This window comes from Cupriavidus lacunae (assembly GCF_003353055.1).
Lineage (GTDB): Bacteria > Pseudomonadota > Gammaproteobacteria > Burkholderiales > Burkholderiaceae > Cupriavidus > Cupriavidus lacunae.
This window is the reverse complement of the sequence record NZ_QKWJ01000012.1, coordinates 124,199-147,603: the sequence shown is the minus strand read 5'-3', so window position 1 is coordinate 147,603 and position 23,405 is coordinate 124,199. Positions and strand designations below refer to the sequence as shown.

Genomic DNA, 23,405 nt, shown 5'->3' with positions numbered 1-23,405 from the left:
CGCTACGCTGCGCAGGGGATTCTCCCCGCGCAAAATCAGGGCAGCGCTGTTCCGCTGCATGTGAAGAAATGGATGCAGCTTAAACTCGGTTGAAATCTGTCTTGACCGAGGGGTCCACTTTACATTGCCATCTGAACTTCGGAGGCAAGTCATTGTGCTCGTCGACGTTAACCCCACCCGGTTCCTGAATGGTACGCTTCATGACGGTCGACAGCTGGCATAACTGACGGAGGGCGTCGAGTGGGTGTCGAGCGTGCACCAAGTACCGGGCATGTCTTCGGAAGTGCCTGCTAAGTCAACCTCGAGTTCGAACCCACGATAGCCGGTAACGCGATCTATGTATCTCCCAATGCCCCACGAGGAGCATAGCGCGTGGTAGCGGGGTGCGGCGGGTATTCCTGGACTGAAGGAACATGGGCCGATTATCGCAGGCGTTGCTTGAATATCACGAACGCAGCAAGCACCGTGTCAACAGCTATGCCCCTGGCCCCCGAGGACTCGACTGGGCAACCCAGCCAGACCCGTTCCGAGTGTTTCACGGCACCCCGCGGATGGCTCTGCCGCCCGCCGCGGATACCCTGGCCGCACGCTACAACGAACTGCGCTCCGGCACGCTTCCGCCCGCGCAGAGATTCAGTCTTCGCACCCTGGCAATCCTTTTCGAACTCTCACTTGGCCTGTCGGCGTGGAAATCCTACGGCGCCCAGCGGTGGGCACTGCGCTGCAACCCTTCGAGTGGGAATCTGCACCCGACCGAGGGCTATCTTCTGTGTCCGACGCTGCCTGGCTTGTCTGGCGGGGTCTACCATTACCTGAGCCGCGACCACGTGCTTGAACATCGCGCTGCAGTGGATGATCCGCGATGGACCGAGGCATTTTCGGACGGTGGTGTCCTGGTCGGGCTCAGCTCGATCCACTGGCGCGAGGCGTGGAAATACGGAATGCGTGCCTGGCGCTACTGCCAGCATGACTGCGGGCATGCCATCGCCGCAGTAAGTTACGCGGCGGCGGCCCTCGGCTGGCAGACGCGGCTGGTGGAGACGGCTGCGGACGATGCGTTAGCCGCATTGCTTGGATTGAACCGCAGCGAGGATTTCGGAGCAGCCGAACCAGAGGTACCGGATGTCCTGCTTTGGATCGGCAATCCTGACGCACAACCTGAACCAGAGCGCCTGTGGGCGGCTTTGGATAAGGCACACTGGCACGGATACGCGAATCAGCTAAGCGCGGGACATGAGAGCTGGCCGGATATCGATTCGATCCATCGTGCCACGCACAAGTCTCGTACTCGCGAACCGACCTCGCCAAGTCCGGAGCCGCGCCTGTGGTCTGCGACGCCCGTCCTCGATCTGAGCTTTGCGCAGATCGCCCGGCAGCGCCGCAGCGCTACGCGTTTCGATGGGACGACGCGCATCACCACTGCGGCTTTTTTTACCATGATGGCGTGCCTGCTGGTACGTCGCGACACGCCACCGTGGAATGCCCAGCAGTCCCCTGTCGCGGTGCATCCGGCGCTATTGGTGCACCGTGTGGACGGGCTGGAGCCGGGCCTGTATGTGCTAGTGAGGGACCCTGGGGCGCTGCCAGGCCTCAAGCAGGCTATGCGCCCGGAATGGCTGTGGCAAAGGACTGGACCGGACCATCTGCCCCTCTATTTTCTGCTGCCTTACGATCTGCGCGCGGTGGCAAAGTTGATCTGCTGTCATCAGGATATTGCCGCCGATTCGTGCTTTGCGCTGGGGATGCTCGCGAACTTCGAGATCGCCCTGAAGCAACCCTGGCGTTATCGCCATCTTTTCTGGGAATGCGGCATGCTCGGCCAGGCGCTATATCTTGAAGCCGAAGCTGCCGGAGCGCGCGCAACGGGGATTGGCTGCTTTTTCGATGATGAAATGCACGCCATGCTCGGAATCAAGGACCACGCCTGGCAAAGCCTGTATCACTTTACCGTCGGCGACGCCATGGTCGATCAGCGCCTGTCGGCATCTGCACTGCATCAGGAGTAATGCACCCGACACGAAGCAGGTCAGTCAATCTCGCCAGCCATTCAGTATTTGTGCTCCGGCCGTCAGCCCTGATCCCCGCCGCCGACGGGCAGGACCGTGCCGGTTATGTACGACGCTTCGTCCGAGGCCAGGAACAAGATGGCATGGACCTGCTCATCGATCGTGCCATAGCGGTGCATCAGGCTGGAGGCCGTGGTCTGGTCGACGATGGCCTGGTACCAGATCGCCTCCTGCTCGCTTTGCGCTTCCCCGTTGCGCGGAATCCTGCGTGGTGGCGCCTCGGTCCCGCCGGTGGCGACGGCGTTGACGCGGATGCCTTCGTGCGCATGCTCGAAGGCAAGGCTGGCGGTCAGTGCGTTGACGCCGCCCTTGGCCGCTGCGTAAGGAACGCGGTGGATGCTGCGCGTGGCGATCGACGACACATTGACGATCACGCCCTGGCGGCGCGCGACCATGCCGGGCAGCACCGCCCGGCAGCACCACAGCGTGGGGAACAGCGAGCGCCGGATCTCGGCTTCGATCTGGTCCTCCTCATAGGCCTGGAAGGGCTTGGCCCAGATCGTGCCGCCCACGTTGTTGACGAGGATGTCGATACGGCCGAAGGCTGCTTCGGCCGCCTGCGCCATTTGCGTGGCGCCGGCATAGCGCTCCAGGTCGGCGTGCACCGCGATGGCTTGCCCGCCGGCAGCAGTGATCTGCGCCGCGACTTCATCGACCAGCGCCGAGCGGTCGACCAGCGCCACCGAAGCGCCCTCGGCGGCGGCGGCCAGCGCGACGCCGCGGCCGATGCCTTGCGCGGCCCCGGTCACGATCATGGCTTTGCCGGCAAAGCGTGTAGAGGTTCTCATTGTGTCGTGCTCCTTGCTCACGCTGCGTTGCTGGCCGAGAACTTCTCGTAGTAAAAGCCGGCGGGTGTGATGCCGCTCTCCTGCAGCCAGCCACGCACAGCCTCCACCATTGCCACGGGACCACACAGGTAGATGTCGACATCGCCGCCGTTGAGCCATTCCGGCTCCACATGGGCGGTGACATAGCCCTTGCGGGCGTGGTTGCTGGCAGGTTCAGCGACGCAGGTGCGGTATTCGAAGCCGGGCAACGCGGCCTGGGCCGCGTCGATGCGCGACAGTGCCACCAGGTCGATGTCGTTCGTGACGCCATAGACCATGCGCACCGGCTGCGCGCAGCCGCTGGCGGCCAGTACGTCAAGCATCGACAGGAAGGGGGCAATGCCGGTGCCGCCGGCCAGAAGCAGCACCGGCCGCACTACCTCGCGCAGGTAGAAGCTGCCGTAGGGGCCCGAGAACGCCACGCGCTCGCCGGATTTTGCCTGGCTGGTCAGCCAGGTGCTCATGCGGCCTTCCGGCACGTTGCGCACCACGAAGCCGGTGCGCGCACTGCCGGGCGCCGAGCTGAAGGAGTATGAGCGCGTCTGGCTGGTGCCCGGGATCTCGACATTGACGTACTGGCCAGGCAGGAAATCCAGGCCGGAAGTATCGTCCAGGTCGATGGCGAAGCCGATAGTCGAATCGGAGAGCTGTTCCACCTCAGCCAGCGTCCCCTGGTAGGTGGTGACGCCGGTCTTGCACGCGGCCGACGAGGCCGGCACGCGGATCACGCAGTCCGAACGCGGGCGGGTCTGGCAGGCCAGCACGTAGCCCTCGGCAGCTTCCTCCGCGGTCAGTGCATCCTCGATATAGCTCGATGCCGGCAGGTCATAGCTGCCCGACTCGCACAGCCCGCGGCAGGTGCCGCAGGCGCCGTCGCGGCAGTCCAGCGGGATATTGATCTGCTGCCGGTAGGCAGCGTCGGACAGGGTCTCGTTCTCGCCGCAGGTGATGAAGCGGGTGACGCCGTCCTCGAATTGCAGGGCAATGGTGTGTTCCATGGCGCGTTCCTCCAGCCCGGATCAGATGTGATAGATGTCGATGACCTGGTTGATATAGTCGTTCTTGAGCACGACATACTTGTCCAGGATGCGCGGCTGCGCGCCGGCAAGGTCGAGCGTGTAGCGCGACATGCCGAAGTAGCTGTAGGTGGTCTGGTAGCGATGGCTCAGCGTGTGCCAGTTGAAGCGCACAGTGCAGGTATCGCCCTCCACCCCGAGCACTTCCACGTTGCTCAGGTTGTGGCTGGTGCGCGTGTCCGGAATGGTGGCGCTGGAGCGCTCGGTCTTGATGCGGAACACGCGATCCTCCAGGCCCTGGCGGGTCGGGTAATAGATCAGTGAGATCTCTCGCTGCGGGTCGGTGATCAGCTTGCCGTCGTCATCCCAGCAGGGCATCCAGAACTTTGCGTCGGGGTGGTAGCACGCAAGCCATGCGTCCCACTCTTCGTCATCCAGCAGCCGTGCCTCGCGGTACAGGAAGGACTGGATGGCGGCCAGGTCGACCGGTTTGTCGAGGGTGATGTCGGCGGTGCTCATGCTGCGCTCCCTGCGGCGGCGTCGGTGGCTTCATTCGCAGCTTCGGCGGATTGCTCTGCCACGGCCTTCTTCATCACGTCCAGCCAGTAACGGTGCTGCACCGTGTAGAGGCCCTCGTCCTCGGTGCGCACGCCGCTCATCACCGGATTGAGTCCGATGCGCTGCGCAGCCTCGTCGGCACCTTCGATCCAGTGCTTCGCGCCACGGCACATGTCGTTCCAGGCCAGAGCCTGGCCGGCGTAGCCCTGCTGGCAGGCGCGGAATTCCTCGAGATCATCCGGCGTGGCCATGCCGCTGACGTTGAAGAAATCCTCGTACTGGCGGATGCGGCGCGCGCGCCTCGTCGGATTCGCCCTTCGGCGCGATGCAGTAGATGGTGACCTCGGTCTTGTCGACGGCCAGCGGACGCAGCAGGCGGATCTGCGAGCCGAACTGGTCCATCAGGTAAACGTTGGGGTAGAGGCACAGGTTGTGCGAGTTCTGGATCATCCAGTCTGCGGTTTCCGCGCCGCAGCGCTCGGCGAATTCCTCGCGGCGGCTGAAGTTGGGGCGGTCTTCCGGGTTGGCCCAGCGCGACCACAGCAGCATATGGCCATGCTCGAAGGCATAGAAGCCGCCGCCCTGCTGCCCCCACTTGCCGGCGTCCATGGCGCGGATCTTGTCGTCCTGCGCGTTCGCCTGCTTGCGGTGGCCGGTGGTCGCGGCATAGTTCCAGTGCACCGCCGACACGTGGTAGCCGTCGGCACCATTCTCGGCCTGCAGCTTCCAGTTGCCTTCGAACGTGTAGGTGGATGAGCCGCGCAGCACCTCGAGCCCGTCGGCCGACTGGTCGACGATCATGTCGATGATGCGCGCCGCTTCGCCGAGGAAGTCCTTCAGCGGCGGCACGTCCGCATTCAGGCTGCCGAACAGGAAGCCGCGGTAGTTCTCGAAGCGCGCCACTTTCTTCAGGTCGTGCGAGCCTTCCTTGTTGAAGCAGTCAGGGTAGCCGTCGTTCTCGGGGTCCTTCACCTTCAGCAGCTTGCCGCTGTTGTTGAAGGTCCAGCCGTGGAACGGGCAGGTATAGGTGGCCTTGTTGCCGCGCTTGTGGCGGCACAGCATGGCGCCGCGGTGGCTGCAGGCGTTGATGAAGGCATTCAGCTCGCCCTGGCGATTGCGCGCGATCACCACCGGCTGGCGGCCAATATGGGTGGTGTAGTAGTCGTTGTTGTTCGGGATCTGGCTTTCGTGGGCCAGGTAGATCCAGTTGCCCTCGAAGATGTGCTTCATCTCGAGTTCGAACAGGTCTTCGTCGGTGAAGGCCTGGCGGTGCAGGCGGTAGTCGCCGCTTGCCTTGTCTTCGACCAGGAAGGCATCCAGGTCAAGGCGCCTGGCGCCGGGGCGAACGGGGGCCTTGCCCTCCGGATAGATGGGGATCATGGAGTTGTCTCCTGCCGATGTCTTGTCTGCGGGACGGCACTGCGCATGGCGCTGCCGCCCGGACTGGATCTGCCGGCCCGCGCGGCGGGCGGCACTACGGAAAATCAGGCGGCGGCGCGCAGGCGCTCCACCTCGGCGGCGGGGGCGCCGGCCTGCTCCGGCAGCAGCCGGAAATCGAAGTCGATCGAAGCGAACGGCTTGTCCACGCCGTGCTTGTCGAGCGCGGTGGCATCGGTGACGCGGATCACCGCCGGCACCAGCCCCTCGCGGCTGGCGAAGGCGAAGTCATCCCACAGGTATTTGTCGCCGTCGATATTGATCTGCGTGGTCAGCTTGCGGTAGCCGTCCGCGGACACAAAGAAGTGGATGTGTGCCGGACGCTGGCCGTGGCGCGCGAGCTGGTCCAGCAGGCGCTGGGTGGTGCCTTCCGGCGGGCAGCCGTAGCCGTTCGGCACATTGCTGCGGAACTGGTAGCGGCCGTTGGCGTCGGTGACGATGGTACGGCGCAGGTTGAAGTGGGACTGGGTCTTGTCGAAGAACGAGTAGTTGCCCATCAGGTTGGCGTGCCACACCTCGACCCTGGCGCCGGGCAGCGGCTTGCCGTCGGCGCCGTAGACCGTGCCCTGCATGAACAGGACCTCGCCCTTGCCATCGTCGCTGCCGTCGTCAAGGCGGGCGAAGCCAGTGCTTTCCGGGGCGCCGGCCACGTAGAGCGGGCCTTCGATGGTGCGCGGCGTGCCGCCGGTCAGGCCGGCGCGGGCTTCAGCCTCGTCGGCGCGGATGTCAAGGAAGCGCTCCAGCCCCAGGCCGGCGGCGAGCAGGCCCAGTTCCTGGCTGGCGCCCGCCTCGGCGAAGTACTCGATGCCCTTCCAGACTTCACTGGCGCTCAGATGAAGGTCCTCGATCGCCTTGAACAGGTCCGCGGTCAGGCGGACCACCACTTGCTGTACGCGCGGGTCGGGGGTGCCTTGCGTGCCGGTGGCGACGATGAAGCTGTGGACCAGGGCGTCGATTTCCGAGTGAGTCATGGGGGGTCTCCAGAGTTGTGGTGAGGTCCCGGTCTATGCTTTGCAGGTATCGAGCTTGTCTTCCTGGCACGGATGGAGCATAGTCAACGCCAGATTTGTCAGTCCAACACTGATTTAGTATCCGCTTGATACTCAGTGGGTATAGTCGTGGAATTGCGGCACCTGCGTTACTTCGTGGCCGTGGCAGAAGAACGCAACTTCACCCGGGCGGCCGAACGGCTGCATATCGCACAGCCGCCGCTGTCGCGCCAGATCCAGCAACTGGAAGAAGACCTGGGCGTGCAACTCTTCGAGCGCCACTCGCGCCCGCTGAAGCTGACCGACACCGGGCGCTACTTCTATACCCACGCGCTGCAACTGCTGGCCCAGACGGCCGAACTGCAGGCGATGACCAAGCGGGTCGGCAAGATCGAGCACAAGATGTCAGTCGGCTTTGTCGGCTCCACGCTGTATGGGATGCTGCCGCGCATCATCCGGCGCTTCCGGCAGATGCATGCCGATCTCGAACTGAGCCTGCACGAGATGTCGACCATGGACCAGATCAAGGCGCTCAAGGAGGGGCGCATCGATGTGGGCTTCGGGCGCATTCGCCACGAAGACCCATCGGTGCGGCGCGTGGTGCTGCGCGAGGAGCGCATGATCGTGGCGCTGCCAGTCGGCCATCCGCTGGCCGACGCCAAGCCCGAACTCGCGCTGCACGACCTGGTCGGCGAGCCGCTCATCATCTTCCCCAAGGCGCCGCGCCCGAGCTATGCCGACCAGGTGCTGGCCGCCTTCCACGACCGCGCCCTGAAACCGCGCCGCCTGCACGAGGTGCGCGAGCTGCAGATCGCGCTCGGGCTGGTGGCAATGGGCGAAGGCATTTCGGTGGTGCCCAGCAGCGTCTACGGGCTCAAGCGGGGCGACGTGACCTACAAGGAACTGGATGACCCCAAGCTGGTGTCGCCCATTATCATGAGCACGCGCATGCTGGACGAGTCGGCTGACCTGCGCTCGCTGCGGGACATGATCTACCAGCTCTACGAGGATGAGGGCATGGCCTACCTGCCTCCCCAGAAGGAATAAGGTCTATTTGGCCCACTGCTGCTGAAGGTCGACATCGTGGCCGAGCGCCCCGTCTATGTCTATGCGTTCACTTGGTGAACTCATTCAACGCTTGCCAGCCGCGCTCCCGCCGTCAGGAAGGTGCCTGCGGCCGCCTGCCACGTTACGCGCCCGCCGCGACGGGCGTGGACCTGCATCTCCATCTTCATCGCCTCCATCACGGCGATCAGGTCGCCTTCCTTGACCTCGTCGCCCACCGCGACCTTCCAGGCCTGCACGGTCCCGGCGATGGGGGACGGCAGATCGGCGGCATCGGTGGCGACTGCGGGCGCCGGCTCTGCTGCACTGCCCTGCCCAGGCGCGTTGGCCAGGCCCCGGAGCAGCTGCGTTGGCAGGCCGAGAACCATGCGGCGGCCATCGATCTCGATGGCGGTGCGCAGCAGGCTGGCGTCATGCTGCGGCTCGGCGCGGGTCGCCGCCGCGAGCGGCTCGGCGAAGTCGGACTCGATCCAGCGCGTGTGGACCTTGAAGCCATCCGCGCCGAGGAAATCCGCGTGGTCGATCACGGCACGGTGGAACGGCAGCACCGACGCCACACCCTCGATACGGAACTCGCGCAGCGCGCGGCGCGCGCGCGCCAGCGCCTGTTCGCGCGTCGCACCGGTGACGATGAGCTTGGCCATCAACGAATCGAACGTGCCAGGCACGACTGAGCCCGACTGCACGCCCGAGTCCACGCGCACGCCGGGCCCCGACGGGGCGTCGAAGCGCTGCACCGGTCCGGGCGTGGGAAGGAAGCCGCGGCCGACGTCTTCGGCGTTGATGCGGAACTCGATCGAATGGCCCAGCGGCACCGGCGTTTCGGTAATGGAGAGCGGCAGGCCGTCAGCCACGCGCAATTGCTCGACCACCAGGTCCACGCCCGTGGTCTGCTCGGTCACGGTGTGCTCGACCTGCAGGCGGGTGTTGACCTCAAGGAAGGAGATCGCGCCGCTGGTGCTAAGCAGAAATTCCACCGTGCCGGCACTGGTATAGCTGGCCGCCGCGCAGATATCGCGGGCGGCGGCGTGGATGCGCGCGCGCTGCGCGTCGGTCAGGAACGGCGCGGGCGCTTCCTCGACCAGCTTCTGGTTGCGGCGCTGCAGCGAGCAGTCGCGCGTGCCCAGCACCACCACATTGCCATGCTGGTCGGCCAGCACCTGCGCTTCGATATGGCGCGGCTTGTCGAGGAACTGCTCCACGAAGCATTCGCCGCGGCCGAAGGCCGTGACTGCCTCGCGCACGGCAGAAGCGAACAGCTCTTCGACTTCATCCATGCGCCAGGCGATCTTCATGCCGCGGCCGCCGCCACCGAAGGCCGCCTTGATGATGATCGGCAGGCCGTACTGCTCGGCAAAGGCCAGCACCTCGCCGGCATCCGCGACCGGGTCGGGCGTGCCGGCCACCAGCGGGGCGCCAACCTGCAAAGCGATCTTGCGCGCTTCCACCTTGTCGCCCAGCCGGGCAATCGTGGCGGGAGACGGGCCGATCCAGGTCAGGCCGGCATCAATCACTGCCCGGGCAAAGGCCTCGCTTTCCGACAGGAAGCCGTAGCCGGGGTGCACGGCATCGGCCCCGCTGCGGCGGGCGATATCGAGCAGCTTGGCGATATTCAGGTACGTGTCGGCGGGACGGTCGCCGTCCAGGCCATACGCCTCGTCGGCCAGGCGCGCGTGCAGGGCGTCGATATCGGCGTTGGCATACACGGCCACCGAACCCACCCCATAGTCGGCGCAGGCGCGGATGACGCGGACGGCAATTTCGCCACGGTTGGCAATCAGGACTTTCTTCATCGCAAATCTCGGTTGGGGCTTGTGCGCGCTCAGGCGGCGCACGGCTGCAGTTCTTCGAAGGCGCCGATCGGGTTGAAGCGCAGCCAGGCGCCCACAGGAATCTGGCCAGCGCGGTCCAGATGATGGGGTGCCACGGCGCCGATCACGGGATAGCCGCCGGTCAGCGGGTGGTCGGCCAGAAACAGCACGGGCTGGCCGCTGGGCGGCACCTGCAGCGCACCGAGGGCGGTGCCCTCGCTCGGCAGCTCGCCGGTGATGGCGCGCTCCAGCGGCATCTCGCCGGCCAGGCGCAGGCCCACGCGGTTGGACTGTGGCGTGACCTGCCAGCGCTGCGCGGCCAGGCGCGCCACGGATTCGGGCGTGAACCAGTCGGTGCGAGGACCCAGCACCACATCCAGCACCACGTCCTGCCCGACAGTGGGCAGGTCGGCGGCAGGCAGCGCGGGCGTGCCCACCGCGGCTCCGGCCGGAGCGGGCAACAGGCCCAGCACATCGCTTACTGCCAGCGGCGCGGGGCCGACGTTGGCCAGGGTGTCGGTGGCGCAGCTGCCCAGCACCGGCGCAACGGCAAATCCGCCGCGTGCCGCCACATAGCAGCGAGCGCCGGCAAGCGGCTGGCCGATGCTTAGGGTGTCGCCATCGGCCAGCGCCACGGCCTGGTGACCCGGGACGCTCCATTGCCGGCCATCGGCGGTGCGCACCGTCAGCGCTGCATCGGCGCCGGTCACAGCCAGCACGGTTTCGCCAAGGCTCTGCAACTGCAGGCCGCCGCCCACGGTCTCGAGCGCCGCGTCATCGCTGCGGTTGCCCACCAGGCGGTTGGCCGTCTTCAGGGCCGCCTGATCCATCGCTCCCGAGGCCGAGACCCCCTGCCCTGCCTGGCCGTGTCGGCCGAGGTCCTGGAACACCGTCAGCAGTCCCGTGCCCTTCACCTTCAGTGCCGCGGCGCCGGGCGCACTGGACTCGTGGCCACGCGCATCGGCTGCCGGGAAAGGTTGGCGCACCGGCGCGTCAACGCTGATGCCGGCGCCTGCGTCCACCGTGCCATCGAGCGTGGCGATATCGACGAAACGCACGCGATAGCCGGGCTGCAGCAGCGCCGGCTGTTCGCGGCCCAGGTCCCACATCGCCACCGGAGTCACGCCGATGATCTGCCAGCCGCCGGGGCTGGCCTGCGGATAGACGCCGCTGAAGGTGCCGGCCAGGCCCACCGCGCCCGCGGGAATGCGCGTGCGCGGCGTGCTGCGGCGCGGCACGTCGAAACTGGGGTGGCCGCCACTCAGGTAGGCAAAGCCCGGAGCGAAGCCGGTGAAGGCGACGGTGTATTCGCTGCCGGTGTGACGGCGCACCACTTCCTCGGGCGCGATGCCCAGCAGGTGCGCAACCTCCGCCAGGTCCTCGCCGTCATAGCGCACCGGAATCTCGACCAGGATGCTGCTGCGCTCGACGCGCTGCGACAGGTCGCGCGCGGCGATAGCGCGCACCAGCGCGGCAGCGCTGGTGGCCGACGGGCGGAAGCGCACAAGGATGGTACGCGCGGCTGGCACCAGCTCGGCCACGCCGTGAAGAGGCTCTCGCTGCAGCGAAGCCAGCAAGGCCAGCGTCTGGTCCAGGTCGGCCAGTTCCACCAGCAATGCATTCGAGGTGACGGGCAGGAAACGCAAAACTAGCTCCACAAATAACCCGGTGGTCTTAAACGTGGTACGTGGTGTCCGGCACGTCGGTAATGAACATGTAGCCTGGCGCATGGGTGACGGCAAATGGCACGCCGGATGCCATCACGGCCGCCTGGGGCGTCACGCCGCAGGCCCAGAACACCGGGATTTCGCCTGGCTCGATGCGCACGGCGTCACCGAAGTCGGGCCTGGCGATGTCGGCAATGCCCAGCGCGGCCGGGTCGCCCACATGGACAGGCGAGCCGTGCACGGACGGGAAACGTCCGCTGATGGACACCGCATCGGCGACCCGATGGGCCGGAATCGGCCGCATGGACACGACCATCTCGCCATGCAGGCGCCCGGCCGGGCGGCACTGGCGGTTGGTGCGGTACATCGGCACGTTGGAGCCGTCGGCGATATGCCGCACCTCGATGCCGGCCTCCTGCAGCGGGGTTTCGAAGGTGAAGCTGCAGCCGATCAGGAAGGTGACCAGGTCCGGCTGCCCGGCCCACAGGGACGTGGCATCCGCCACTTCCTCCACCAGCTTGCCGTCACGCCACACGCGATACAGCGGAATGTCGGTGCGGATGTCCGCGCCTTCCGCCAGCACGGTCTGGTGTGCGCCCGCCTCGATGACGTCGAGCACGGGACACGCCTTGGGGTTGCGCTGCGCGTACAGCAGGAAGTCCCATGCCCAGTCTCGCGGCAAGGCGATCATGTTGGCTTGCGTCATGCCCGGGGCAACACCGGCGGTAGGTTGCCTGGTGCCGGCACGATAGCTTGCGCGCGCCTCGCGGGCGGCATTTACGGCTGCGAGGCGGGCGCGTTCCAGTGCGGAATCTTGCATGCGTATGTCTCCAGTGTCAGGATGCAGCCCGCGAGGGTTCTGCCTTTGCCAGTGCATCAGTGCCAGCCTCGGTTTCGCCGAGCAGTTCGCGCCCCTGCGTTTCGGGCAACAGCAGGCAGGCGATGACGACCAGCCCATAGGCGCCGGCGGCGAGATAGCCGATGGCGACACCCAGCGACATCGATGCGCTCATATGCCCGATCATGGCCGGGAATACCGAGCCGACCGCACGGCCAAAGTTGTAGGTAAAGCCTTGTCCGGAGCCGCGGATATGGCTCGGATACAGCTCAGTCAGGTAAGCCCCCATGCCGGAGAAGATCCCCGACAGGAAGAAGCCCAAGGGGAAGCCCAGCAGCAGCATCGCCGCATCGGTGATCGGCAGTTGCGTATAGCAGATCACCAGGACGGCCGCGCTCACCGCGAACAGCATGAAACAACGCCGGCGCCCCAGGCGGTCGGACAGCCAGGCGCTGGTCAGGTAGCCGGCGAACGACCCGGCGATCAGCACCATCAGGTAGCCGCTGGTGTTGAGCACAGAGAGGTTGCGCTCCATCTTGAGGTAGGTCGGCAGCCAGGTCGTCACCGAATAGTAGGCACCCTGCATGCCGGTCGCCAGCAGGCTTGCCAGCACCGTGACGCGCAGCACCCCGGGCTTGAAGATCAGCATGAAGTTGTTGCTTTGCCCGGTGCGGGCCAGCTTGGCCTTGGTTTCCTGATACACCTCGGGCTCGGAGATATTGCGGCGGATGTAGAGGATGAAGATCGCCGGCAGCACGCCGAGCCAGAACAGCACGCGCCATGCGTATTGCTGCTCGAACACGGCATAGACTGCCCAGAATGCAATCGCCGACAGGCCCCAGCCAACTGCCCAGCTGCTTTGCACCAGTCCGACGGCCTTGCCGCGGTGGCGGGCACGGATCATTTCGGCGATCAGCACCGAACCGACCGACCATTCACCGCCGAACCCCAGGCCTTGCAGCATGCGGGTCACGAACAGTTGCTCGGGAGACTGAGTGAATCCGCTCAGGAACGTAAAGAGACTGAACCAGAGCACGGTCAGCTGCAGGATCCGCACGCGGCCGTATTTGTCGGCCAGGATGCCGGCCAGCCAGCCGCCAATGGCCGAGCTGATGAGCGCGCCCGTCGCGATATAGCCGGCCTCGGCCTTGGTCATGCCCCACACCAGGATAAAGGTGGGGATCATGAAGGTGTAGATCATGTAGTCGAATGCATCGACCCCATAGCCGACAAAGGCGGCGAAAAGCGTCTTGCGCTCTTCTCGGGTGGTTTCTTTAAGCCACATGGTTGCGCTCACTATGGATAAGGGCAAGCGTGGAGAAATCGCTTCGCGCGATCCTCACGACGATGCTCCGATTCATGCTGGGTGCCAAGCCTCCGATGACCGATCGGGATCCGTCACCTTCAAGCCAGGGGCCGTCGGGGTTGTGAACAGTTGCCGGAAGCGAGCGACAACGCCATGCATCGATCCCGCGCCAGGCGTTGCTCGGCAAAGCACATGGAATGTTGACCCATCCACATACATGCCTCAACCACCGTACTAATATTGTTCAACAATTTTTGGCGTTGATCGATCATGGTATACACCGAAGGCAGGTTGACATGGCGTCACTCGCACCATTCGTGTGCATATTGTTCAACAAAGTGCGATAACATCCCGGCACGGGCATACCGGAACCAGCCGGCCCCGATCCACCCAACATGACATCCAGTCCTGACGTAAAGAATTTGGCCGAGCGGGTCACGGAACAGATGCGCCAGCGCATCGTGCATGGCGACTTCGCGCCCGGGCAGCGCTTGTCGGAAGCCGCGCTAAGCGAAAGCCTGCAGATCTCGCGCAATACCTTGCGCGAGATCTTCCGCGTGCTCACCAAGGAAGGCCTGCTCAAGCATGAACCCAACCGCGGCGTGTCCGTGGCCATTCCCAGCATTGCGGCCATCATCGACATCTACCGGGTGCGCCGCATGATCGAGTGCCAGGCCATCGCCCAGGCCTACCCGGGCCATCCGGCCAGGAAGCATCTGCGCGAAGCCGTGGAAGCGGGACTGCGCTGCCGCGACAAGGGCGACTGGCAGGGTGCGGGGACCGCCAATATGGAGTTCCATATGGCGATCGTGGAATTGGCCGACAGCGAGCGGCTGAACGTGATGTTCGCCCACCTGCTCGCCGAACTGCGCCTGGCCTTCGGCATGCTGCAGGATCCGGAGTTCCTGCATGGTCCCTATGTCGAGATGAACCAGCACATCCTGCAACTGTTCGAGTCGGGCAAGCTGGCAGAGTGCGCCGTGGCCCTCAACGACTACCTGACGCAGTCCGAGCGCATCGTGCTGTCGGTTTACGCGCGGCACCCGATTTTCAAGGGGCGTTGAGCCTGCCGGGGCATTGGCAACACGGCGAGTTCGCTCAATACGGCCTGTCCCCGATGATCGCGGCGCGATCCATCTTGCGCGGCGCCGGCCAGTAGTCCATCACCGCATAGTGCTGCGTGGCCCGGTTGTCCCAGACCGCCACACTGTTCGGCCGCCAGCGAAAGCGGACCTGGAACTCGGGGATCGCTGCCTGGCTCAGCAGGTAGTTCAGCAGCAGGCTCGCGCCAGGGTTCTTGTCCTGGCCGTAGCGCACGTTCGCGACGGTGTGGTAGTTCACGAAATGCGTGGTGAAGCTGCCCACGTAGAGGATCTTCTCGCCGGTCTCCGGGTGGGTGCGCACCACCGGATGCTCAACCGGCGGATTGGCCGTGGCAAGCCGTTCGCGCTCATCCTGCGCCATGGCCGCACCGAACGAATGTTCGATGCTGCTCTTCGCGCGCAAGCCGGCAATGCGCTGCTTGACCTCATCCGGCAAGCGCCGGTAGGCCTCGACCATGTTCACCCAGATGGTATCGCCGCCCTCCTTCGGGCACTCGACGCAGCGCAGCACCGCCCCCATCGGCGGATTCGGCCGCCACAGGCCGTCGGTGTGGTAGTTGTTCTCGTAAGGCTGCTTTTCGTCGGACCGATAGATCTGCACCAGTCCAGGATGTTCGGGGTCGCTGCCCACCACCGGATGGTCTTCCAGTTCGCCGAAACGGCGCGCAAAGGCTACGTGCTCGGCGCGGGTGAAGTCCTGGTCGCGGAAGAACAGCACCCGGTGCTGCAGCAGCAAGGCCTTGATCTCCGCGAACAGGCCGGCATCGCGCGACGCGTCGCCCAGGCTGACGCCTGACAACTCGGCGCCGATACAGCTGGTCAGCTTCTCTACCTTGATCATTCTTCGTCTCCTTCTCGTTGGGAAAAATGCATGGGCCTGCGCGGCGGCCGCCGCTCCTCCGGGCGGCGTCCTGAGCGACGCCTGAATGGATACTAGCAGCCGTCTTTTATAGTGTCGACATTAATCTTATAAACGTGCTAGAGTTTCCTGCATCGAGCAGGCGCAGGGTGGTTGCAGACGCGTTTGCCCTGTGCCAGGCACGCAGTGCGTGCAATCGCCCAACGAAGGAGATGGCCATGACACCGTCCCAGACCCGCCCCGCCAGCCCGCCGTCGACATTCCGTTCCATGCTTACGGGACTACTGCTGGTCGTGCTCCTGTCCATTCCGGCTGCCCTGCTTGGCCGCGCCTTCCCGCTGCTGGGCGGCGCCGTGACCGGCATGATGCTCGGCATCGCCTGCCGGCAGTGGTTCACGCCTGGCGAGCGATGTCTGCCCGGCATCCGCTTCGCTTCGAAGCAGTTGCTGCAATACTCGATCGTGGCCCTCGGCTTCAGCCTGCCTCTGCAGCACGTCGCCAGCACTGGCCTGCATTCCCTGCCGGTCTCGCTGGTCACGCTGACGGTCGCGTTCGTGGTCGCCGTGGCAGCCGGGCGTGCGCTGGGCATCCCGGGCAATCTCAAGGTCCTGATCGGCGCCGGCACCGCCATCTGCGGCGGCTCGGCCATCGCCGCCATCACCCCGATCCTGAAGCAGGACGAGCATGACACGGCCTACGCGCTGTCCACCATCTTCTTGTTCAATATCGTCGCCGTGATGCTCTTCCCCGTCGCCGGGAAACTCCTCGGCATGACGGATGCGGGCTTCGGACTGTGGGCGGGCACCGCGATCAACGACACGTCTTCGGTGGTCGCCGCAGCCTATGCCTGGAACGCCACCGCGGGTGAATATGCCACCATCGTCAAGCTAACGCGCGCGATGATGATCGTACCGGTGGTCGTGGTGATCGCGATGCTGTACCAGCGCGACCGTGCGGACGGCTCGATCCGCCGCAGCGTGCCCTGGTTTATCGTCATGTTCGTGGCCGCGTCCGCCACCAACCAATGGCTGCCTGCCACGCTCATCGGCGCGGTACGGCTGGTCGCGCCGCTGCTGATTGTCGGCGCGCTCACGGCAATCGGGCTGAGCACGGATGTCGCGCGGCTCCGGCGCGCCGGATGGCGCCCGCTGCTGCTGGGCTTGCTGGTCTGGGTGAGCGTTGCCGCCAGCAGCCTGCTGATGCAGAAGCTGACCGGCGCGCTATAGTGGGACGGCCGCCGCTCAGGCGGCCTTGGCTGGCGCGGCGCGGCCCGAGGCGGCGCCCTTGCCTTTCGGCGCCCCGCGAGGCAGCGCGCGAATGGCGGCATCGCGGGAGCTTTCAATGCGCTTGCGCGCGGTCTGCAGGACCGCGTCGATGTCGCGCTTGGCCACGGCGCGCTGCAGCGCGCGCCAGGTCTTGACATTATTCTCGAGCAAGCCGGGATTGGATGCGAGCCCGAGCCGCACATAGCGCAGGGTCCGCAGCGAGAGGGAATTGAGCAAATCGCCGACCAGCCGGTTGCTCGACAGGTCCGCCATCGCCATGTTCGCCAGGAACGTCACGCTGGAATAGGCATCCACGGCGGAATCCTCCAACGCCCTGCTGACCTGCGGCATGAACGCTTCGAACAGGGCATCGAGCGCCTCCGGACGCTCTTCCACCAGCTGCCGCAGCAGGATGGCGAACAACGCCTCGCGCACCACGTAGATATCCCGCAGGTCCTGCGCATTCGGCTCCGTGACGATGGCGCCGCGGCGCGCGCGGAATTCGATCAGCCGTTCGCGCTCCAGGATGCGAAGGGCCTCGCGCACGGGGGCGCGGCTGACCTCCAGGACCTCGCTGATGTCCTTCTCCAGCAGGCGCTGGCCGGCGTGGATCACGTCGATGGCGATCAGGCCAGCCAGCCGCACCGCGATCTGCTCAGCCACCGACGCCGACCAGTCGCGCCCATGCATCAGCGCCTGCTCGACCGCCAGCGTGACCGGATTCTGCGGCGTCTGCTGCGTCAGTAGGGCCTGCAGTTCAGGCGTATTGGTAGTCTTGAGTCTGCCCATGAATGGGGTCCTTCCGAGGGTTGCGAACAGGTCTGGCGCCGGCGCTGCGGTGCGGTGCGCGCGCCGCCCAAGATCTTACCTCACGCCGCGCACCGGGCCGGCTGGCGGATGGCGCATCGGGCCCGTCCGCGGGGCGCGGATCCGGCATGGTGTGGTCTTGATGGCGTTCAGGCGACGCCGGCGGTAATGGCGCAGCGCGTCGCCCGCGGATTGTTGGGGCTGGCCGCCAGCCGGAGGGGATGTCCCAGGTGGTTCGCTGCGCAGTCCGGCAAGTCGCCGACGCGCTGGCGGCAGGACGGCGGCTGACACCGCCCTGCCCGCTTTTTGCGCTTTGCGCTTCGCGCAGCCGGCTCACTCCCCGGCCGTGGGTGCCTCGCTCTGTTGCAGGTAGCGGCGCACAATCCTGCCATCGCTGTCCCACGCCACCATGTCGGTCAGCAGCATCGCCGTGGCCGCGTAGGCCAGAAACCCGGCAAGCCGGGAGAATCCGTGACAGACAGTCCGGCCCAGGCGGCGACGGAAGCTGGCGCCACCGCCGGCGCGCTGATCGTCTTTCATGTCATGACCACCCTGCCCGGCTATTGACGCGGGAGCTGCGCCACATTGGCCAGCCGCTCCCACTTGGCGTACTCCGCACGCATATACGAAGCAAAGGCTTCGGGGCTGCTGCTGGCGATCGCCTGCTGGTCCTGGCGACGCATCGCGTCCCTGAAGTCAGCCGAGTTGACTGCGCGCTCCGTCGCGGTGAACAGCTTCTGCATGACCGGCTTTGGCGTGCCTGCCGGCGCCCAGATGCCCAGCCAGCTCTCCTGGACAAAGTCCTCGTCCTTGAAGACCTCATACAGCGTGGGCACGTCCGGCAGTTGCGGCAGCCGTTCGCGCGACGACACCGCCAGCGCCCGAAGACGCCTGGATTCGACATAGGGCCGCACCGCCGGCGCGATAAAGCAGGCGAAATGCGGCGTCTTGTCACCGAGTTGCGGCAGCATGTCGGTCACCGCGCGAAGCGGGATGTGCACCGTCTTCACATCCTCCTTGGTGGAAAGGGTGGCACCGAGCAAATGTGCCGCCGTCCCTACGCCGCCGGAGTAATAGTTCAGTGCGCCGGGATTGGCCTTTGCCCAGCGCACCAGATCGGCAACCGACTGGACCGGGGCCTGCGTACTGACGGTGACGATCGCGGCAGACCGGTAAGTGAGCGAGACCGGCGCAAAGTCCTTCAACGGATCGAAGGCCACCGACGGCTGCGCCACCTTGCCGATCAGCTGCGCCACCGAGCCAAGGAAGATGGTGTAGCCATCAGGTGCCGCATGCGCCGCCGCGACCGCGCCGACTGTGCCGCCAGCGCCTGCCTTGTTTTCCACCACGATGGCCTGGCCAAGCGCCGGCGTCAGGTTTCGCGCCAGCACCCGGGCCGCGGTATCGATGCTGCTACCGGCAGGAAAGGGCACGATCAATCGGACCGGGCGTTCGGGATAGGTATTTGCACTGGCCTGCGCTGTCGCCGCGCCAAACCAGATGGCGCATACCGCGGCGAGGCATTTTCTCGCGTCGAACATGGTTGGGGTCTCCTTGGTGTACGGGGCGCCCGGCGCTGCTCGCTGGCAGCACTCACAGTCGGCGCGACGCATGGACCATGGTACACACTTTTATTCTTGTCGACACTATTTGTTTGAGCAATGCCCTCGTCCTCAGCCCGCTCGTCGACATTAATAATTCAGCGATGATAAACTTGCCTCGCACTTGTTGTCGCAAACTAAGGGAATGCCATGACTGCATCGAAAGCCATTTATCTCGATCCACCGGCCGGCCTCGATCGCATGGTGATCGGGGAAGCCACGGCCGCGCCCCCCGGACAGGGCGAGATCACCGTCCGCATTCGCGCAAGCTCGCTCAATTATCATGATTTCGCCGTGGTGTCCGGCCGTCGTGGATTGAAAGACAGGCGCATTCCAATGGCTGACGGCGCCGGGGACGTCACAGCCGTCGGCGCTGACGTGAAGGAATTTTCGGTTGGCGACCGTGTCGTCAGCACCTTCTTCCCGACCTGGCTGGACGGAGAACCTCGCGTGTGCGATTTCGCCACCGTCCCCGGGGATGGCGTCGACGGCTTTGCGCGGGAAACCGTAACGTTACCTGCAAGATGCTTCACGCCTGCCCCACACGGATACAGCCATGCCGAGGCTGCGACGCTGACCACGGCCGGGCTGACGGCATGGCGGGCACTGTTTGTCGATGGCACCTTGAAGGCCGGGGAAACCGTGCTGGTTCTTGGCACTGGCGGCGTATCGGTCTTCGCCCTGCAATTCGCCAAGGCGGCCGGCGCGCGCGTGATTGCCACCTCATCCTCGGACGAGAAGCTAGCCAGGCTCCGCGAGCTTGGCGCCGATTACCTGATCAACTATCGCAAGACCGTGCAGTGGGGCGAGACCGTGCGCGAGATGACGGACGGCGCCGGGGTCGACCATATTATCGAGGTCGGCGGAGCGGCAACGCTCGATCAATCGATGACGGCGGCCCGTGTCGGCGGACATATCGCCGTGATCGGCTCACTGGGAAACCCGACCGGGCCGATCACCATCACCCAGTTGCTGCGCAAGCATCTGCGCCTGACCGGCCTGCTGGTGGGGAGCCGCCAACACCAGCTTGACATGGTACGAGCCCTGAATGCCACTGGCATCCGCCCGGTGATTGACCGGCACTTTCCACTGGAAGCGATCGCTGACGCCTTTCGCTACCAGGCATCGAATCAGCACATCGGCAAGATCGTGCTGGATATCTGATTGCTGGTTCCTCCCGGACTGGCCGGCCGGCGTCCGCTTGTCAGCGCGGCGGCTGGCACCAGCAATCCTTGCCTTCTGGATCTATGAGCACGTCCCGCTCTTAGGGTAGGCTGGGCTGCTCCGCCTGTTCCCGGGAAGACACCGCAGGCAGAACCAAAGACAACTACAAGCGAGGAGAAACCCGAGTATGAGAGCGACCAGGATGATGCGATCCGCCAGATATGCCCTGACATTGACACTTGCGGCAGGCAGCGTCGCAGGCGCGTCAGTTTGCGCGGCCGCGCAGAGTACGGCCACGACTGCAGACGCGATCTATATCAACGGCAAGGTGCTGACCGTCGACGCCGGCAACCGCACCGCGGAAGCGGTCGCCGTACGCGACGGCCGCATCCAGGCAGTAGGACGCAAGGGCGAAATCGAGGCACTGGCCGGGCCGGGCACCAAGGTGGTCGACCTCCAGGGGAAGACCATGATCCCCGGCTTCGTCGACGCGCACAGCCATTTCCTGTCGACCGGTGCCGCCGCGGCGTTCTCGGTCGATCTGAGCAGTGCGCCCGTCGGCAACGTCAAGAACATCGACGAGATCGTCGCGCGCCTGAAGCGCAAGGCCGAAAGCACGCCCAAGGGCGAATGGATTCTTGGCAACGGCTATGACGACACCCTGGTCGCAGAGAAACGGCACCCGACCCGAGCCGACCTGGACCGGGCATCCACCGATCACCCGATCTTCATTCGCCACGTATCGGGTCACTTTGCCGTTGCCAACAGCAAGGCGCTGGAACTGGCGCAGCTCACCAGGAACACGCCGAATCCGCAGGGCGGAGAATTCCGCCGTGATGCCGCGGGCGAGCTGAATGGCGTACTGGAAGAGACCACCGCGCTAGCGCCGGTGGCGGCCAGGATACCGGCCCTGAGCCGCGAGCAGAATCTTGAGGCAATCCGCAAGGCCACCGAAATCTACACGGCCAAAGGCGTGACGACAGCGCAGGACGGCGCCTTCGGCAATCCCAAACTGCTGCCCATGCTGCAGGACGCGGCGGCCCAGGGGCAACTGCAGGTTCGCCTGGTAATCTGGCCGACCGCTCCCGTGGCCAAGGCACTGATCGACGGCAAGGCCGAGTTCCACTCGCCGGATCCGCAATTGCTCAAGATCGGCGCAACCAAGATCTTCAGTGACGGCTCGATCCAGGGCTACACCGGCTACCTGAGCGAGCCATACCACGTGCACGCACCGGGCAAGGACGACAGCTATCGCGGCTACCCCACCATGCCGCGCGACCAGCTTGCCGCGTTGGTGCTCGAACAGCACAAGGCCGGCCGGCAGATTGCCATCCACGGCAACGGGGATGCCGCCATCGACGACATCCTGTTCGCGTTCAGCGAAGCGCAGAAGGCCTTCCCCCGTCCCGATGCGCGCCACGTCATCGTGCACTCGCAGACAGCGCGCGACGACCAGCTCGACAAGATGAAGGCACTGGGCGTCATTCCGTCCTTCTTTGTCCTGCATACCTACTACTGGGGCGACCGGCACCGCGACGTCTTCCTCGGGCCGCAGCGCGCCATGCGCATCAGCCCGCTTGAATCCGCGCTCAAGCGCGGTGTGCGGTTCACCATCCACACCGACACGCCAGTCGTGCCGATGGATCCGCTGCGCCTGATGTGGTCCGCGGTCAACCGGATTTCGAGCAGCGGCAAGGTGATCGGTGCGGCGGAGCGCATCACTGCGACCCAGGCGCTGCGCGCGGTCACCATCGACTCCGCGTGGCAGTCCTTCGAGGAAGACAGCCGTGGCTCGATCGAACCAGGCAAGCTCGCGGACTTCGCCATCCTGTCCGCCAGCCCGCTGGACGACCCGGCACGGATCAAGGATATCCAGGTGTTCGAGACCATCGTGGGCGGGAAGACCCTCTACTCACGGTGAGGAGATTGGCCCGGCCGGCGGTCGCAGCGGTACGCTGCCCGCCGGCAGTGATCGCAGCGCCGCCGGCATTGCCGCGATCACCTGACGGGCCGGCATCCGCTCAGGCGGCGATCCGGACCAGTTGCTTGCCGAAATTGCGGCCGGTGAGCATCCGGATAAAGGCTGCCGGGGCGTTGCCCAGCCCTTCCACTACATCTTCCTTGAAACGCAGCTTGCCCTCGCGGTGCCACGCGGACAGATCCGCCAGCGCGGTCGGCCAGTAGTCGCGGTGATCGGCGATCACGAACGCATAGGTCGTGACGCGATGCATCAACAGCTGCCGCATCCCCTTCAGGCCGTAGGGCTCCCTGGCGTTGTACTGGCTGACGTTGCCGCACAGCGCGATGCGGGCGTGATCGTTGATCCGCTGCAGGACCGCATCCATGACCGGACCGCCCACGTTCTCGAACAGGACGTCCACATAGTTGGGCGTGGCCGCGGCGAGTTGCGCCTCAAAATCCGGCGCGCGATAGTCGACGCAGGCATCGAAGCCCAGTTCCTCGACAACGTAGCGGCACTTTTCCGGGCCGCCGGCGATGCCCACCACGCGGCAGCCTTTAAGCTTGGCAATCTGGCCGGCAATGCCGCCGACGGCGCCGGAAGCCGCGGTCACGACCACCGTCTCGCCCGGCTTGGGCTGGCCCAGCTTGACGATGCCGTAGTGGGCGGTCACGCCGGTCATGCCCAGCACGCTCAGCGCCGCCGACGGCTGCTTCATGCCCGGATCGAGCACGCGCACCGTTGCCTTGGTCACCACGCCGTGCGATTGCCAGCCAAGCAGCGCCGCAACCAGGGTGCCCGGCGGCAACTCAGGGTCGCGGCTTTGCACGACTTCCCCGACGGTACCGCCGGGCATCAGTTCGCCTGGCTTCAGCGGCTCAGCGTAGGAGCGCAGCGGATCCATGCGCGGGCGCATGTACGGGTCCAGCGACAGGACCAGATTGCGCACCAGCGCTTGCCCTTCCTGGAGCGTCGGCAGCGGTGCCTGCACCACGGAGAAATCGTCCTCCGAAACCATCCCAGCGGGATGGCGTTTCATCACGATCTGCGTATTGAGGTCCGTCAT

19 protein-coding genes and 1 pseudogene are annotated in these 23,405 nt (G+C 65.5%); 6 read left to right on the top strand and 14 right to left on the bottom strand.

All coding sequences use genetic code 11. The annotated features are described in order from the left end of the window. Positions 1-413: 413 nt before the first annotated feature. Positions 414-2,006 carry a SagB/ThcOx family dehydrogenase gene (locus tag DN412_RS12975; RefSeq protein ID WP_115015982.1) on the top strand — a complete coding sequence of 531 codons (1,593 nt, stop codon included), beginning with the start codon at positions 414-416 and terminating at the stop codon, positions 2,004-2,006. 62 nt (positions 2,007-2,068) lie between these two features. Here DN412_RS12975 and DN412_RS12970 read toward each other — a convergent pair whose 3' ends face one another. From DN412_RS12970 to catA, 5 genes and pseudogenes are all read right to left on the bottom strand, one after another. Further along, positions 2,069-2,854 carry a 1,6-dihydroxycyclohexa-2,4-diene-1-carboxylate dehydrogenase gene (locus DN412_RS12970; protein WP_115015980.1) on the bottom strand — a complete coding sequence of 262 codons (786 nt, stop codon included), beginning with the start codon at positions 2,852-2,854 and terminating at the stop codon, positions 2,069-2,071. Between the two features lie 17 nt (positions 2,855-2,871). Further along, positions 2,872-3,891 (bottom strand): benzoate 1,2-dioxygenase electron transfer component BenC, encoded by a 1,020-nt coding sequence (gene benC / locus DN412_RS12965; protein WP_115015978.1) that lies wholly within the window; start codon positions 3,889-3,891, stop codon positions 2,872-2,874. Between the two features lie 21 nt (positions 3,892-3,912). After that, positions 3,913-4,428 carry a benzoate 1,2-dioxygenase small subunit gene (gene benB, locus DN412_RS12960; protein WP_115015976.1) on the bottom strand — a complete coding sequence of 172 codons (516 nt, stop codon included), beginning with the start codon at positions 4,426-4,428 and terminating at the stop codon, positions 3,913-3,915. After that, a pseudogene (gene benA / locus DN412_RS12955) lies at positions 4,425-5,847 on the bottom strand (benzoate 1,2-dioxygenase large subunit). Before benA ends, benB begins: the two are co-directional and overlap by 4 nt. Positions 5,848-5,951: 104 nt before the next feature. Beyond that, positions 5,952-6,875 carry a catechol 1,2-dioxygenase gene (catA, locus tag DN412_RS12950; RefSeq protein ID WP_115015974.1) on the bottom strand — a complete coding sequence of 308 codons (924 nt, stop codon included), beginning with the start codon at positions 6,873-6,875 and terminating at the stop codon, positions 5,952-5,954. A 147-nt stretch (positions 6,876-7,022) separates the two neighbouring features. Between catA and DN412_RS12945 the strand changes: the two genes are divergently transcribed. Then, a complete protein-coding gene (locus DN412_RS12945) occupies positions 7,023-7,940 on the top strand; it encodes a LysR family transcriptional regulator (protein ID WP_115015971.1) in 918 nt (305 codons plus the stop codon). Between the two features lie 80 nt (positions 7,941-8,020). Here DN412_RS12945 and DN412_RS12940 read toward each other — a convergent pair whose 3' ends face one another. Genes DN412_RS12940 through DN412_RS12925 form a run of 4 tightly spaced genes read right to left on the bottom strand, consistent with a single transcriptional unit; the run spans position 8,021 to position 13,559 of the window. Further along, positions 8,021-9,751 (bottom strand): acetyl/propionyl/methylcrotonyl-CoA carboxylase subunit alpha, encoded by a 1,731-nt coding sequence (locus DN412_RS12940; RefSeq protein ID WP_115015969.1) that lies wholly within the window; start codon positions 9,749-9,751, stop codon positions 8,021-8,023. A gap of 29 nt (positions 9,752-9,780) precedes the next feature. Continuing rightward, positions 9,781-11,415, bottom strand: a complete 1,635-nt coding sequence (gene pxpB, locus DN412_RS12935) for a 5-oxoprolinase subunit PxpB (protein WP_115015967.1) — start codon at positions 11,413-11,415, stop codon at positions 9,781-9,783. Between the two features lie 28 nt (positions 11,416-11,443). After that, on the bottom strand, positions 11,444-12,256 hold the full coding sequence (locus DN412_RS12930; RefSeq protein ID WP_115015965.1) for a putative hydro-lyase: 813 nt from the start codon (positions 12,254-12,256) through the stop codon (positions 11,444-11,446). A gap of 16 nt (positions 12,257-12,272) precedes the next feature. Then, on the bottom strand, positions 12,273-13,559 hold the full coding sequence (locus tag DN412_RS12925) for an MFS transporter (protein ID WP_115015963.1): 1,287 nt from the start codon (positions 13,557-13,559) through the stop codon (positions 12,273-12,275). Positions 13,560-13,975: 416 nt separating this feature from the next. Here DN412_RS12925 and DN412_RS12920 point away from each other — a divergent pair, with 416 nt between their 5' ends. Next, complete coding sequence (locus tag DN412_RS12920; protein WP_115015961.1) at positions 13,976-14,644, top strand: GntR family transcriptional regulator; 669 nt, start codon at positions 13,976-13,978, stop codon at positions 14,642-14,644. A gap of 34 nt (positions 14,645-14,678) precedes the next feature. Here the strand turns inward: DN412_RS12920 and DN412_RS12915 are convergent, their stop codons facing one another. Next, on the bottom strand, positions 14,679-15,524 hold the full coding sequence (locus DN412_RS12915) for a TauD/TfdA dioxygenase family protein (RefSeq protein WP_425267412.1): 846 nt from the start codon (positions 15,522-15,524) through the stop codon (positions 14,679-14,681). 236 nt (positions 15,525-15,760) lie between these two features. Between DN412_RS12915 and DN412_RS12910 the strand changes: the two genes are divergently transcribed. Beyond that, positions 15,761-16,768 carry a YeiH family protein gene (locus DN412_RS12910; protein WP_115015959.1) on the top strand — a complete coding sequence of 336 codons (1,008 nt, stop codon included), beginning with the start codon at positions 15,761-15,763 and terminating at the stop codon, positions 16,766-16,768. 15 nt (positions 16,769-16,783) lie between these two features. Here DN412_RS12910 and DN412_RS12905 read toward each other — a convergent pair whose 3' ends face one another. The 3 genes from DN412_RS12905 to DN412_RS12895 all read right to left on the bottom strand — a co-directional run bounded on the left by DN412_RS12905 (position 16,784) and on the right by DN412_RS12895 (position 19,155). Then, the gene (locus DN412_RS12905; protein WP_115015956.1) at positions 16,784-17,596 is read right to left on the bottom strand and encodes a GntR family transcriptional regulator; all 813 of its coding nucleotides are present in this window, start codon (positions 17,594-17,596) and stop codon (positions 16,784-16,786) included. 351 nt (positions 17,597-17,947) lie between these two features. Beyond that, positions 17,948-18,154: a hypothetical protein gene (locus DN412_RS12900; protein WP_115015954.1), complete on the bottom strand. Its 207-nt coding sequence runs from the start codon at positions 18,152-18,154 to the stop codon at positions 17,948-17,950. A gap of 20 nt (positions 18,155-18,174) precedes the next feature. Next, complete coding sequence (locus DN412_RS12895) at positions 18,175-19,155, bottom strand: Bug family tripartite tricarboxylate transporter substrate binding protein (RefSeq protein WP_161564000.1); 981 nt, start codon at positions 19,153-19,155, stop codon at positions 18,175-18,177. Positions 19,156-19,365: 210 nt separating this feature from the next. On the opposite strand from DN412_RS12895, the gene DN412_RS12890 reads away from it, so the two are divergent. Together DN412_RS12890 and DN412_RS12885 are read left to right on the top strand one after the other, a co-directional pair. After that, complete coding sequence (locus DN412_RS12890) at positions 19,366-20,379, top strand: zinc-dependent alcohol dehydrogenase family protein (RefSeq protein ID WP_115015950.1); 1,014 nt, start codon at positions 19,366-19,368, stop codon at positions 20,377-20,379. A 187-nt stretch (positions 20,380-20,566) separates the two neighbouring features. Then, entirely contained in the window at positions 20,567-22,300 is a 1,734-nt protein-coding gene (locus tag DN412_RS12885) for an amidohydrolase (protein WP_208647604.1), read from the top strand. A 100-nt stretch (positions 22,301-22,400) separates the two neighbouring features. Here the strand turns inward: DN412_RS12885 and DN412_RS12880 are convergent, their stop codons facing one another. Beyond that, a complete protein-coding gene (locus tag DN412_RS12880; protein ID WP_115015948.1) occupies positions 22,401-23,405 on the bottom strand; it encodes an NADP-dependent oxidoreductase in 1,005 nt (334 codons plus the stop codon).

Coding starts and splice junctions, on each gene's coding strand:
- DN412_RS12940 (WP_115015969.1), bottom strand. CDS start 9,751: ATGAAGAAAGTCCTGATTGCCAACCGTGGCGAAATTGCCGTCCGCGTC.
- DN412_RS12975 (WP_115015982.1), top strand. CDS start 414: ATGGGCCGATTATCGCAGGCGTTGCTTGAATATCACGAACGCAGCAAG.
- DN412_RS12920 (WP_115015961.1), top strand. CDS start 13,976: ATGACATCCAGTCCTGACGTAAAGAATTTGGCCGAGCGGGTCACGGAA.
- benB (WP_115015976.1), bottom strand. CDS start 4,428: ATGAGCACCGCCGACATCACCCTCGACAAACCGGTCGACCTGGCCGCC.
- DN412_RS12915 (WP_425267412.1), bottom strand. CDS start 15,524: ATGATCAAGGTAGAGAAGCTGACCAGCTGTATCGGCGCCGAGTTGTCA.
- DN412_RS12890 (WP_115015950.1), top strand. CDS start 19,366: ATGACTGCATCGAAAGCCATTTATCTCGATCCACCGGCCGGCCTCGAT.
- DN412_RS12895 (WP_161564000.1), bottom strand. CDS start 19,155: ATGTTCGACGCGAGAAAATGCCTCGCCGCGGTATGCGCCATCTGGTTT.
- DN412_RS12905 (WP_115015956.1), bottom strand. CDS start 17,596: ATGGGCAGACTCAAGACTACCAATACGCCTGAACTGCAGGCCCTACTG.
- DN412_RS12880 (WP_115015948.1), bottom strand. CDS start 23,405: ATGACGGACCTCAATACGCAGATCGTGATGAAACGCCATCCCGCTGGG.
- DN412_RS12910 (WP_115015959.1), top strand. CDS start 15,761: ATGACACCGTCCCAGACCCGCCCCGCCAGCCCGCCGTCGACATTCCGT.
- DN412_RS12925 (WP_115015963.1), bottom strand. CDS start 13,559: ATGTGGCTTAAAGAAACCACCCGAGAAGAGCGCAAGACGCTTTTCGCC.
- DN412_RS12885 (WP_208647604.1), top strand. CDS start 20,567: ATGAGAGCGACCAGGATGATGCGATCCGCCAGATATGCCCTGACATTG.
- catA (WP_115015974.1), bottom strand. CDS start 6,875: ATGACTCACTCGGAAATCGACGCCCTGGTCCACAGCTTCATCGTCGCC.
- DN412_RS12900 (WP_115015954.1), bottom strand. CDS start 18,154: ATGAAAGACGATCAGCGCGCCGGCGGTGGCGCCAGCTTCCGTCGCCGC.
- DN412_RS12970 (WP_115015980.1), bottom strand. CDS start 2,854: ATGAGAACCTCTACACGCTTTGCCGGCAAAGCCATGATCGTGACCGGG.
- DN412_RS12930 (WP_115015965.1), bottom strand. CDS start 12,256: ATGCAAGATTCCGCACTGGAACGCGCCCGCCTCGCAGCCGTAAATGCC.
- benC (WP_115015978.1), bottom strand. CDS start 3,891: ATGGAACACACCATTGCCCTGCAATTCGAGGACGGCGTCACCCGCTTC.